Origin of the sequence: Chlorobium sp. (assembly GCF_049593655.1) — a bacterium.
Taxonomy (GTDB): Bacteria; Bacteroidota; Chlorobiia; order Chlorobiales; family Chlorobiaceae; genus Chlorobium.
The window spans coordinates 20,824-33,434 of the sequence record NZ_JBAWHG010000044.1 but is presented as its reverse complement, the minus strand read 5'-3'; the positions used below and the strand labels follow the sequence as shown (position 1 = coordinate 33,434).

Genomic DNA, 12,611 nt, shown 5'->3' with positions numbered 1-12,611 from the left:
TTAGTGCTCGTTCATGAATGTTTTTCGGTGAATTCAATCAGTACCCTGTTGGTCTCTTTCGGGTGCAGAAAAACAATGCGTTTTCCCCCGGCGCCATCTTTCGGAGCGCCCAGCGTGCTCAGGTTCACGGATGCGACGCGCTCCGTTTCCGCCGCGATATTGTCGGTCTGCAGTGCGATATGATGCATGCCGTCACCATTTTTCAGAAGGAACTTCGAAATGGGGCTGTCGTCGCTGAGCGGCTGGAGCAGTTCGATTTTTGTTTCCCCGATCGGGATGAACGCAACCCGCACATTTTCAGAGGGTACCTCTTCGATGGTGATGGCCCCGGCATCGCACCCGAGAACGTTACGGAACGTTTCGAGTGCGCTTTCGAGGTTCTGGACGGCGATGGCGATATGGTCGATCTTTCTGATCATGCTTCCCTGGTTATGGGCTGGCTTGTTGCTGCGTATCCGATGGTCTGCAGCGCCACCCTGATTTCATCGAGAATTGCCGGATCGTCGATGGTTGCCGGCATGGTGTACTCCTCGCTGTTGGCGATCTTGCGCATGGTGCCGCGCAGGATTTTGCCCGACCGCGTTTTCGGCAGCCGATCGACGATAACGGCGTTCTTGAAGGAGGCGACAGGTCCGATGTTCTCCCGGACGTATTCGATCACATGCTTGACGATCTGGGTTTCCGGGGTATCGACATTGGCTTTCAGCACCAGGAATCCAAGCGGCACCTGTCCCTTGAGATCGTCGTGGACGCCGATAACGGCGCCTTCGGCAACATCGGGGTGCTCGCACAGCGCGGCCTCGATAGCTCCGGTCGAGAGACGGTGGCCGGCGACATTGATGATATCGTCCGTCCGCGACATGATGTGGATATAGCCGTCATCATCGATATAGCCAGCGTCGCTTGTCTGGTAGTAACCGGGAAAGGTGGCCATATAGCTTTCAACAAACCGGACATCGGCCTTCCAGAGGGAGAGCATGGTTCCGGGAGGAAGGGGAAGCTTAATGGCGATATCTCCCATCTGTCCACTGGGAAGCTGTTCCATGTTCTGATTGATGACCTGCACGTCATAGCCCGGGACCGCTCTTGACGCTGAACCGTATTTGATGGGGCCAGGCTCGATACCCTGACAGTTTGCAGCAATTGCCCAGCCGGTTTCGGTCTGCCACCAGTGGTCGATGACCGGAACCTGCAGCATTTGCTCGGCCCATTTCACGGTATCGGGATCGGCGCGTTCACCGGCAAGAAAGAGCGTGCGCAGGCTGGAAAGATCGTATTTTTTCATGTGCATGCCTTTCGGGTCCTCTTTTTTGATGGCCCGGAACGCGGTCGGAGCGGTAAAGAGCACCGCAACGTTGTATTCGCTGACGATTCGCCAGAATGTTCCGGGATCGGGAGTGCCGACCGGTTTGCCTTCGAAGATGAGCGTGGTGCATCCATGGAACAGCGGAGCGTAGACGATGTAGGAGTGCCCAACAACCCAGCCTACGTCGCTGGCCGCCCAGTATACCTCTCCGGGCTTGACGTCGTATACGTTTTCCATCGACCATTTCAGAGCCACCATGTGTCCGCCGTTGTCGCGGACAATGCCTTTGGGCTGGCCGGTAGTGCCGGATGTGTAGAGGATATAGAGGGGGTCGCTCGACTCCACGGGAACGCACTGTGCAGGCTCGGCGCCCAGAAGAGACTGTTTCCAGGTGAGATCGCGATCTTCGTTCAGTTCGGCTTTCAGCTGATCGCGCTGCTTGATGATACAGATTTCCGGCTTGAAGTGGGCAAGCTCGATGGCGAAGTCGAGCAGCCGCTTGTAATCGATAATCTTGCCGTGCTCGATGCCGCATGATGCCGAGATGATCACCTTCGGCTTGCAGTCGTCTATTCTTACGGCAAGCTCGTGAGATGCGAAGCCTCCGAACACCACCGAATGGATGGCCCCGATTCTCGCGCATGCCAGCATGGCGACCACCGCTTCGGGTATCATGGGCATGTAGATGATCACCCGGTCGCCTTTTCTTACGCCTTTCGACTGCAGGGCTCCGGCGAAAATTGCGACGATATCGCGGAATTCCCGGTAGGTATACCGCTCCTTGGTGCCGGTAACGGGGCTGTCGTAGATTACCGCCAGCTGGTTTCCGCGGCCTTCGTCCACATGACGGTCCAGAGCGTTGTAGCAGGTGTTGGTCATGCCGCCGGGAAACCAGCGATAGAAAGGCGGGTTGCGGGAATCCAGAACGGAATCCCATTTTTTGTACCAGTGAAGATCAGCGGCAGCAGTGCCCCAGAACTCTTCAGGCTGCTGAATCGACTGCTGAAAGACGGTGTTGTAGGACTTCGACATACAAATGACCCCCATTATCTAAGTTGTTGAGATAAAGCAGGAAGAAATCAAACAGCAAGGAACAGAAAAAGAGCGGCAGAATAGCGTTCGTATGGAACCCCGATGACTGTCGTCGCGGCTTAAGCCGGTAACCTTCATGTTAAGAAAAAATACAGTTACAGCCAATCAACAATTGTTGATTGCGCGATATTCATGAGAGTCGAAAAACTTGTGAGCACAACGAAGTAATAGTTATAACGGTTTCAGGCTCAGGGTATCGAACAGCTCGAAAAAATCTTCGACTGCAAGCGCCTCCGCCCGAAGTTTCAGGGTTTCAGGCTGTACGGCCTCGAGATTGTACTCCTCTCTCAGGTTGTTCAGGAGGGTTTTGCGCCGCTGATGGAATGCGCAGCGCACGAAACGGCTGAAGCCCCGGGGATCGCTGACCGGCACTCCTGCTTTCGGTTTCATGGTGATGACGGCGCTGTCCACTCCCGGCTGGGGTTTGAATACCTTGCGCCCTACCTTGAAGCCGTAGGATACCTCGAAGAATGCCTGCAGTTGGACGGCCAGAATGCCGTAATCCTTGGTGGAGGGAACGGCGACGATGCGCATGGCCACCTCATGCTGCATCATGAGGGTTGCGCTGCTGAATGTATGGCGGTTCTCAAGCAATTTGAAAAGGATCGGGCTGGTAATGGAGTAGGGGATGTTGCCGAGAATCCGGAGCTTTTTGCCGCCGGACAGGGCTTCGAGATCGATTTTGAGGAAATCTGCTTCGATCACCTGCAATTGCGGATACTCGGCGCGGATGAAGGCTGCAAGTTTCGGATCTTTTTCCACGGCCGTGAACGAAGGGTGGATGTCGATGATTTCTCTGGTCAGCGCTCCGAACCCCGGGCCGATTTCAAGGATGGTGTCATCGGGTTCCACTCCGGAAAGCCTGACTATTTTTCTGGTGATGTTCCTGTCGGTGAGAAAGTTTTGCCCTAATTGTTTTTTTACCGCTATTTCTGTATGCTTATATTCGACTTTTGTCATAATGTCCGGGTTTTTCCTGTTCACTGAGGCCGGGCGGAACTACTTTTTTTAATTTAAGTTATTCTGGAATTAATGGGAGAAAATAACATCAGCGCCGAGGCCGCAGCATATGTTTCTCGGGGGAACAAGGCTACCCGTACAGGGTTTGGTGAAGCTCTGCTGGAGATCGGACGTGAAAACAGCGCCGTTGTGGGGCTGTGTGCCGATCTGACCGGCTCTCTGAACATGAATCAGTTCCGTGATGCTTTTCCCGATCGTTTTTTCCAGACCGGTATTGCCGAGGCCAACATGATTTCGATGGCGGCAGGTCTTTCGACAACCGGAAAAATCCCTTTTGCGGCAAGCTTTGCCGTTTTTGCAACCGGCAGGGTGTACGACCAGATCCGCCAGTCGGTCTGCTACTCGAATCTCAACGTCAAAATCTGTGCTTCGCATGCAGGCCTTACGCTCGGCGAAGACGGCGCCACCCACCAGATTCTCGAGGATATCGGTCTCATGCGCGGACTGCCGCGGATGACGGTGGTCGTGCCCTGCGATTACAGCGAAACCAAACGGGCCGCCAGAGCGATCGCAAAGCATCAGGGGCCGGTGTATTTCCGTTTCGGAAGGCCGAATGTGCCTGATTTCACGATCGACGAAGACGGCTTCGAGATCGGCAAATCGATAGAGCTGCATCCCGGCAGCGATGTTACCGTCATCGCGTGCGGCATCATGGTCTGGAAAGCTCTTGAAGCCGCACGTATTCTCGAGAAGGAGGGTGTCGGCGTCAGGGTGATCAACATGCATACCATCAAGCCTGTCGATACGCTTGCCATCGTACGGGCTGCCAACGATACCGGAGCCATCGTAACTGCAGAGGAACATCAGATTCACAACGGGCTTGGCGACGCCGTTGCCGGAGTCTGTGCTCGCAACATTCCCGTGCCCATTGAAATGGTGGGTGTCGAAGACCAGTTCGGCGAATCGGGAAAGCCTGACGAACTGCTTGAAAAATACAAGCTGACGACGGCCGACATTCTTGAGAAAATATATCTGGCCCTGCGCAGAAAGTAGCCGCGACGATCTTAACCGTAATTCCGTAAGGAGAATCGAACGATGAGTATGCCGAATTTGGGGGATATGATGAAGCAGATTCAGAAAGCCGGCGAGAAAATGCAGGATGTGCAGAATCAGCTTGAAAAACTTGTCGCCCACGGAGAGTCCGGAGGCGGCATGGTGAAGGTAAGCGTAAGCGGCAAACAGAAGCTGCTTTCACTGCGGATCGATCCTGAAATTCTCGACGATGTGGAGATGGTGCAGGACCTCGTCATCGCGGCCGTCAACAACGCTCTCGACGCGGCGGCTGCCCTTGCGCAGGAGGAGATATCCAAAGCTGCAGGAGGCATGATCAATCCTGCAGATATCCTGAAAAACCTGAACCTCGGTAAATAGCTTTCCATGCGTTATACTTCGGCGGCTATTGAAACCCTGATAGAAGAGTTCGCAAAACTGCCGGGTATAGGCCGCAAAACCGCCCAGCGCCTGACCATGCATATGCTGCAGGAGCCCCCCGAGTCCGCCAGGAGGCTTGCGGGTGCGCTTCTGGATGTGAAGGAGAAGGTTGTCCGCTGTTCGGTCTGCCAGAATGTAACCGACCGCGACGCCGATCCCTGCTATATCTGTCGAAGTACCGGACGCGACCGTTCGGTAATCTGTATTGTCGAGTCTCCTTCCGATGTGCTGGCATTTGAAAAAACCGGTCATTACAAAGGCCAGTACCACGTTCTGCACGGCGTCATTTCCCCCCTTGACGGTATCGGTCCTGACGATATCAGGATTCATGAACTGCTTTCCCGTCTCGGAGAAAAGCATGAGCCTGTTCCGGTGAAGGAGGTTGTGCTTGCCCTGAATCCGACGGTGGAGGGCGAGACTACCTCACTGTATATAAGCAGGCTGCTCAAGCCTTACGGCATCAGTGTCACCAAGATTGCCCGGGGCATTCCTGTTGGTGCGGAGCTCGAGTTTATTGACGAAGCAACGCTTTCACGGGCAATGGAGGGGCGCTCGGCAATGTAGCGCTCCTCCCGGATTTTCCGGTGAGGGCACAAGAGAAGTATCATTTCAGACCATGAGTACAGAAAAAAAATCGGTTTTGATCCTCGGCGGCGGTCTTGCCGGACTGACAGCGGCAAAACGCCTCACGGACAGGGGCTTTCAGGTCAAGGTTCTTGAAAAAAGAGAGATATACGGAGGAAAAGTCTCTTCATGGAAGGATGATGAGGGTGACTGGATCGAGTCGGGCACCCACTGTTTTTTCGGGGCCTATGATGTGCTTTACGACCTGATGAAGGAGATAAAGACCTATCATGCGGTTCTCTGGAAAGAGCACCAGCTGACCTATACTCTCGAGGGCGGAAAGCGATTTACCTTCAATACCTGGGATATGCCCAGCCCGCTGCATCTGCTCCCGGCCATTGTGAAGAACGGTTATTTCACCTTCGGGGAGATGGCTTTCTTTTCCCGTTCGCTGATTCCGCTTGCCCTCAAGCAGGCGGCCTATCCCCCAACCCAGGATCACCTGACCTTTGCCGAATGGGCCGAACAGAAAAAATTCGGACGCAGGCTCATGGACAAGATGTTCAGGCCCATGGCTCTTGCCCTGAAATTCATTCCCCCGGAAGAGATTTCCGCCAAAATCATTCTCGATGTAACCGAAACGTTCTACCGTGTACCCGACTCTTCCTGCATGGGGTTTCTGAAAGGAGCTCCCCAGGAGTATCTGCATCAACCGCTTCTCGACCATTCAGCTTCACGGGGCGCGGTTTTCAAGAACAGGACGGCGGTCGATGAACTGCTTTTCGATGGTGGCGAGATCAAAGGCGTCCAGCTTCGCAACGGCGAGATCCTTACGGCCGATTACTACCTTTCAGCCCTGCCTGTTCACGATCTCAACAAAATTCTTCCCGCAGGCCTCAAGTCCCACGACCGCTTTTTCGGCGGTCTTTCAAATCTCGAAGGCGTGCCGGTCATCTCCGTGCAGCTGTGGTACGACCGCGAAATAGCTTCGGACGACAACGTCCTGTTCAGCCCGGACGGCATCATACCGGTTTACGCCAACCTTGCACGCACGACACCCGAGTACCGGACGCTCCGGGGAGAACCGTTCAGCGGAAAAACACGTTTCGAATTCTGTGTGGCCCCCGCCCGCGAACTGATAAAGCTCTCCAGAGAAGAAATTATCCGTCAGGTTGACCTCAGCGTCAGAGCCTGCTACCCGGCGGAAACACGAGGGGCGAAAGTTCTGAAATCGACGCTTGTAAAGATACCGCACTCGGTCTATGCGCCCCTGCCCAACATGGAGCAGTATCGGCCCACACAGCGTACCCCGGTGCGCAACCTGTTTCTGGCCGGCGGTTTTTCCCGTCAGTTGTATTACGATTCGATGGGAGGCGCGGTCATGAGCGCAAATCTTGCCGTTGACGGTATCCTCAGGGCCGGGGAGATGGAATGATGGGCCATTTTCCGGTAAAAAAAGAAAATAATTGTTCCTTTAAAATGTTCTATTGCGTATCTTGCAAGTCCAGAAGCAATCGACAGGATTGATCAGGCAAGCCCTTGTAGCTCAGTGGATAGAGCAGTAGTTTCCGGAACTAAAGGTCGGCAGTTCGAATCTGTCCAAGGGCACTGGATGAAAAGTTTTTTCGGGGTGTGGCTCAGATGGTAGAGTGCTGCGTTCGGGACGCAGAGGTCGTGGGTTCGAGTCCCGCCACCCCGACAGAAAGGCGGTTACGGCAAGTTTCGTAGCCGCCTTTTTTATGTTTCCGGCATGAGTGAAATCTGTTTACCGGAGCTTTTTCGCTTTCAGGCGCAGCGAGTTGCTGACCACCGATACGCTGCTTCCCGCCATGGCTATTCCGGAAAAGACCGGATTGAGAAAAATCCCGAAAAGAGGGTAGAAGACTCCGGCCGCAAGCGGAATTCCGATGATGTTGTAGATGAACGCCCAGAACAGGTTCTGACGGATAACCCTCATGGTTGCCTTCGAGAGCGTTATGGCCTGTGATATTTTTCGAATGTCTCCCTTCAGGAGAGTTATACCTGCAGATTCCATGGCGATATCGGTTCCGGTGGCCATGGCGATGCCGACGTCCGCCCTTGCAAGCGCCGGAGCATCGTTGATGCCGTCGCCAGCCATGGCTACGGTCCGACCCTCTTTCTGGAGCGCCGCTATTTTCTCTGCTTTTTCGCCGGGCAGCACTCCGGCAATCACCTCGTCGATGCCTGCCTGTGATGCGATATAGCCTGCGGCCGAAGGGTTGTCGCCGGTCAGCATGATAACGCGTATCCCTTTTTTCCGGAGTTCGTCGACCGCCTCTTTTGCCCCGCTCTTGATGGTATCGGAAAGGGCGATGAAGCCTGCGGCCGTGTTTCCTTTTTCAACCACGATAACGGTTTTTCCCTGCCGGAGGAGAGCCTGGACTGCCGGCAGGCCGGATTCCTCCTCTTCGGGTTTTCTGACCGTTACGTGAAGTTCCCCGATTGTTCCCCTGACGCCGATGCCTTCCATGGCTTCGAACGCCGTTATTTCGGGAAGCGCCGCTTCGCCGGCTTTTGCCGCGTTGACAATCGCTCCTGCAAGCGGGTGTTCCGAATAGCGTTCGACGGCCGCAGCAATCTGCAGGATCTCCGCTGGGGTGGTGCTGCCGTCGAGAGACCCTTTGTCGGTTACTTCCGGAAGACCTCTGGTTATGGTTCCGGTTTTATCGAAGACGACGGTATCTACCGAACTGAGCCGTTCAAGGCTTTCCGCGTTGCGGATAAGCATGCCGTATTCCGCTCCTTTGCCGATTCCGACAATGATGGCCGTTGGGGTTGCGAGTCCGAGCGCGCATGGGCAGGCGATCACCAGTACGCCGACGAAGCTCATGATCGCGTAAGTGAGCGCTGCCGGGAAGCCGAGGAATGCCGTTCCGAGGGTAAGCCATGCAATCAGGGTAAGTGCGGCGATAACAAGTACAACAGGGACGAAAACGGATGCGATCCGGTCGGCGATGTTCTGGATCGGGGCTTTTGACCCCTGGGCCTCCTCCACCATCGAAATGATCCGGGCAAGCAGGGTGTCGCTGCCTACCTTCATGGCGGTAAAACTGAACGCTCCCTGGCGGTTGATGGTGCCGCCTATAACCGGATCTCCCTCTTTCCGGTCGACCGGCAGGGGTTCGCCTGTCACCATCGATTCGTCGATCGATGAATTTCCTCTGGCAATAATGCCGTCAACAGGGATGACCGCTCCCGGCTTGACCAGAAGCAGATTGCCTTTTTTTACCTCTTCTACCGGAATCTCGATCTCCTCACCCTTGCGGACGAGCAGTGCCGATTTTGCCTGCAGCCCGACGAGTTTGCCGATCGCCTCCCCGGTTTTCAGTCTCGATCGGGCTTCGAGATACTTGCCGAGGTGCACAAAACCGATAACCACAATCGCCACATCGAAGTAGGTGTGATCGGGGAGGCCAAGCAGATCACTGAACGAGGGGAATATGGTTATAAGCGAGCTGTACGAAAATGCCGAGAGGGTTCCGATTCCGATCAGCGTATCCATGTTGGCCGCCTTGTGGCGTATGAAGAGCAGAATGCCGTCGAGAAAGGGTTTGCCGATCCTGAAGATGAAGATAGCGGCCAGAATCATGGTGATGCCGTTGAACACCTCCATGGAAAGCGGCATGTGCGGTATGCTGGGCAATGCCGCCGAAGCGATATCCCACAGCATGAAGACAAACACCACCGTCGCCACGGGAAGCGAGATGCTTACCATGCGCCGTTGCTTATGCAGCTGCTCCTGTTTTTCGCTGAACGCCGCTCTGCCGGCACCTGCCCCCTTCATTCGGGATGAAGGGGCTCCGGCGCCACTTTTTTCGCTCTCTTCCGAAGAGAGATCATAGCCGAATTTGCCGACGATAGCGTTGATTTCGCTGTCGGAGAGATCGTGTTCCCCGAACGAGACTTTAGCCTGTTCGGTGGCAAGGTTGACCTCGACCTTCTCTATGCCTTCCGTCCGGGAGAGCTTTTTGGTGATAATTGCCGCACAGCTTGCGCAATGCATGCCTTTGACGCGGTAGGTTTTTTCGAGCACTGTATAATCGATTGTGTTTCCCTTTTTTGACAATATACCCGTAATCGGGCTAAAGAATTTACGGTTTATCGGCGAGGTTACCTGCCTGATGAGTGGAGCATGATAACCCGGTGGCGCTTCATATGGCATTCATGCGCCAATTCTGCAGGCAGCAATCGGGCGTTTGTCGGGCATGATATACATGATTTATGAATCATAGGACTAAAATTTACCGGGAATTCAATGTCAGCAGATGTGCATATATTAACATTGAATACGCATATAGGTATATATTTTTTAATGTTTTATTTGTTTCTATGTTTTGCGATATTTGATTTTATTTTTTTTCTGAATTCTGATTCCTGAAGACGTTTTTTTCATTTTTAGTACGCTGCCCCTATCAATAAATTCACATTAAATTTGAAAATTTGCCGGAATGTCTGTATCTATTAATTAGACGTATCTAATGAGTAAAATAAGAGTTGATCTGTCTTATTAAAAAACAAAGTGATAAGACATTGTTTTTATAGGTGGTTCTGTTTTTTCCTTTTTTTTGTGTTGCAAGGCGCTCCCATGCATAACTCCTTGCTGTTTTCACGTTACATGGATGCACCATTTTTTTTTCGAGCTGGTTTAGCTGAACTTCAACTGTAAGTGAGGGAAGCGGAGCTTTTTGGTATTGTGCAAAATATCGGGTTTCAATGCGTTTCAAGTACGTCTTTAATTTTATTTTTATGCCATTTTTACGTTTTTTCTCCCGATCTGTTCTGTTGTCCTTTTTTGTCATGCAGTGCAGCGGGTGCGGTTCCATGCTGCCCTCCTCAGGCCCGAAAACTGCTTCGGTCATGCAGGCCGACCGCTCCGGGCGGCTTAAACATATCAGGATTGTCGAGATCGATCAGCCTCAGCTTGCCCGGCTGGCGCAGGCACAGCAGCAGAAGCTTTTTTCGGAAATGTTTCATACGGCAGGCAGCAACGTCCAGATTGTTGCTCCGGGAGATGTCATCGAAGTTTCGATCTGGGAGGTTCCGCCGGCACTCTTCAGCGGCATTGCAGCCGATTTCCGTTCAGGAGCGGCTGCCACACACGTGACAACCTTTCCCGAGCAGATGGTCAGTTCGGACGGCACCATCAACATACCGTTTGCAGGGCATATCCCGGTTACCGGACGTACGTCGAGGCAGATCGAGTCGGAAATTACATCGAGGCTCCGGGGCAAGGCAAACCAGCCCCAGGTGCTGGTCAGGACCGTGCGCAACAATACCGCCAATGTTACGGTCGTCGGTGAGGTTGCTTCAAGCACCCGCATGCCCTTGACCGCGCGCAGGGAACGCCTGCTCGATGCGCTTGCCGCCGCAGGCGGGGTTCGTCAGCCGGTCAGTAAAATGACCTTACAGCTTACCAGGGGCAGCAGGGTACAGGCTATGCCGCTCGACCGGATAATTCGCGATCCCCTGCAGAATGTACCTCTTCAGGCGGACGATGTGGTGACCCTCATGTATCAGCCGCTCAGCTTTACCGCATTCGGAGCGACAGGCAAAAACGAAGAGGTCAATTTCGAGGCGCAGGGGATATCTCTCGCCCAGGCGCTTGCCCGCGTAGGAGGCCTGCAGGATAACCGTGCGGATGCAAAGGGCGTGTTCGTTTTCCGCTTCGAGTCTCCGGCATCCGCTGAAACGTCGGCCGGCAGTTTCGGAACACCTGTATCCCCGCTGTCCTACAGGGACCCGGTCATCTACCGTCTTGACCTCAGGGATCCGGGATCGTTTTTTCTCGCCCAGAATTTCATGATGCAGAACAGGGATATCGTCTATGTTTCCAATGCGCCGTCCACGGATCTGCAGAAGTTTCTCGGGCTGGTTGGCTCGGTTGTCTATCCTGTTGTGAACATTATCAATAACGTGCAATAGCAGGCTGTTCCTGCAGGATGATTTTTTTTCGTCAGCGGAATGCCTGAGGTTTTCATACACGATTTTATCAGTTACATCATTCAATGAGCGCAGAAGTACCGTTTTCCGGACTGGCCGCAAAGTGGACAGGGCAGTTGAAGCACCAGATCACCCATGCCAATCGTCTTTTTCTTTTTACGGTTGTCATTCCGACGATGCTCTCTCTTTTATACTTTGGCCTTATCAAAAGCGATGTTTATGTATCGGAATCGCGCTTTGTGGTGCGAAGTCCCGAGCGCCCGATCCAGACAGGTCTTGGAGCCATCATACAGGGAGCCGGGTTCTCCCGTTCGCTCGACGATACCTACAGCGTGCACGATTACATGCTTTCCCGAGATGCCCTGAATTCGGTCAACACCCGTTTCGATTTTCGCACGGCCTTCACTCGAAAAGGTGTCGATCTGTTCAGCCGCTTCAATCCCCTTGGTCTCGACAACAGCCTTGAATCACTGTACATCTACTACCAGAGTCGTATCGCAGTTTATCTGAATGCGTCATCCTCCATTTCAACGCTGAAAACCAGGGCATTTACCGCTTCAGATGCCCGAAAGCTCAACGAAATGCTCCTGCAGCGGGCGGAGGCTCTCATCAACCGCCTTAACGAGCGGGGCCGCATAGATCTTATCCGTTATGCGCGAAGGGAGGTTGCGATTGCCGAACGGAAATCGAAAGAAGCTGCTCTAGCCCTCTCGATGTTCCGGAACAAAAACGGCGTATTCGATCCGGTAGGGCAGTCGGCGCTGCAGCTGCAGCAGGTGGCGAAGCTCCAGGATGAACTGATCGCCACGAAAACCCAGCTCTCCCAGGTCAGCGCGTTTACTCCCGAAAGCCCCCAGATTCCCGTTCTCCAGCAGCGCGTATCGGCAATCCAGACGGAAATCGAAAGGGAAACGGCCAAGGTCACCGGCGAAGCTACCGGTTCTGACCCCTCGCTTACCAGCAAGGCCGTGGAGTACGAGCGACTTTCGCTTGAACGGGCCTTTGCCGAAAAACAGCTTGGAGCAGCCATGGCCTCGCTCGAACAGGCCCGCAATGAAGCCCAGCGCAAACAGCTCTATCTGGAACGTATCGTGCAGCCCAACAAACCTGACATTGCAATTGAACCGCAACGCATCCGCTCGATTCTCACTACTTTTATCGTAGGCTTGATAGCCTGGGGTATTCTGACCCTTTTGCTTGCCGGTATAAGGGAACACCACGATTAAGGTTAAGGTAT

General features: G+C 53.8%; 11 protein-coding genes and 2 tRNA genes. 8 read left to right on the top strand and 5 right to left on the bottom strand.

All coding sequences use genetic code 11. From position 1 onward, the window contains the following. Positions 1-11: 11 nt before the first annotated feature. From mce to rsmA, 3 genes are all read right to left on the bottom strand, one after another. On the bottom strand, positions 12-419 hold the full coding sequence (mce, locus tag WBP50_RS06975; RefSeq protein ID WP_423932739.1) for a methylmalonyl-CoA epimerase: 408 nt from the start codon (positions 417-419) through the stop codon (positions 12-14). Then, positions 416-2,338, bottom strand: coding sequence for a propionyl-CoA synthetase (locus tag WBP50_RS06970; protein WP_423932882.1), 1,923 nt, complete (start codon positions 2,336-2,338; stop codon positions 416-418). Before WBP50_RS06970 ends, mce begins: the two co-directional genes overlap by 4 nt. Positions 2,339-2,569: 231 nt before the next feature. Further along, positions 2,570-3,358 (bottom strand): 16S rRNA (adenine(1518)-N(6)/adenine(1519)-N(6))-dimethyltransferase RsmA, encoded by a 789-nt coding sequence (rsmA, locus tag WBP50_RS06965; RefSeq protein ID WP_423932737.1) that lies wholly within the window; start codon positions 3,356-3,358, stop codon positions 2,570-2,572. A gap of 72 nt (positions 3,359-3,430) precedes the next feature. Here rsmA and WBP50_RS06960 point away from each other — a divergent pair, with 72 nt between their 5' ends. The 6 genes from WBP50_RS06960 (at position 3,431) to WBP50_RS06935 (ending at position 7,112) form a co-directional block, all read left to right on the top strand. Continuing rightward, the gene (locus tag WBP50_RS06960) at positions 3,431-4,411 is read left to right on the top strand and encodes a transketolase family protein (protein WP_423932735.1); all 981 of its coding nucleotides are present in this window, start codon (positions 3,431-3,433) and stop codon (positions 4,409-4,411) included. A gap of 42 nt (positions 4,412-4,453) precedes the next feature. Continuing rightward, positions 4,454-4,789, top strand: a complete 336-nt coding sequence (locus tag WBP50_RS06955) for a YbaB/EbfC family nucleoid-associated protein (RefSeq protein WP_423932732.1) — start codon at positions 4,454-4,456, stop codon at positions 4,787-4,789. Positions 4,790-4,795: 6 nt separating this feature from the next. Continuing rightward, positions 4,796-5,413 (top strand): recombination mediator RecR, encoded by a 618-nt coding sequence (gene recR / locus WBP50_RS06950; RefSeq protein ID WP_423932729.1) that lies wholly within the window; start codon positions 4,796-4,798, stop codon positions 5,411-5,413. Positions 5,414-5,465: 52 nt separating this feature from the next. After that, positions 5,466-6,848: an FAD-dependent oxidoreductase gene (locus WBP50_RS06945; RefSeq protein WP_423932727.1), complete on the top strand. Its 1,383-nt coding sequence runs from the start codon at positions 5,466-5,468 to the stop codon at positions 6,846-6,848. Between the two features lie 100 nt (positions 6,849-6,948). Next, positions 6,949-7,021 (top strand) — tRNA-Arg (locus tag WBP50_RS06940). An 18-nt stretch (positions 7,022-7,039) separates the two neighbouring features. Continuing rightward, positions 7,040-7,112: transfer RNA gene (locus WBP50_RS06935), tRNA-Pro, on the top strand. Positions 7,113-7,178: 66 nt separating this feature from the next. Here WBP50_RS06935 and WBP50_RS06930 read toward each other — a convergent pair. Further along, the gene (locus WBP50_RS06930) at positions 7,179-9,467 is read right to left on the bottom strand and encodes a heavy metal translocating P-type ATPase (RefSeq protein WP_423932880.1); all 2,289 of its coding nucleotides are present in this window, start codon (positions 9,465-9,467) and stop codon (positions 7,179-7,181) included. Positions 9,468-9,909: 442 nt separating this feature from the next. Further along, positions 9,910-10,233, bottom strand: coding sequence for a hypothetical protein (locus WBP50_RS06925; protein WP_423932725.1), 324 nt, complete (start codon positions 10,231-10,233; stop codon positions 9,910-9,912). Between the two features lie 22 nt (positions 10,234-10,255). Between WBP50_RS06925 and WBP50_RS06920 the strand changes: the two genes are divergently transcribed. Further along, the gene (locus tag WBP50_RS06920) at positions 10,256-11,356 is read left to right on the top strand and encodes a polysaccharide biosynthesis/export family protein (RefSeq protein WP_423932723.1); all 1,101 of its coding nucleotides are present in this window, start codon (positions 10,256-10,258) and stop codon (positions 11,354-11,356) included. A gap of 83 nt (positions 11,357-11,439) precedes the next feature. Continuing rightward, on the top strand, positions 11,440-12,600 hold the full coding sequence (locus tag WBP50_RS06915; RefSeq protein WP_423932722.1) for a hypothetical protein: 1,161 nt from the start codon (positions 11,440-11,442) through the stop codon (positions 12,598-12,600). The last annotated feature ends 11 nt before the right edge of the window (positions 12,601-12,611 follow it).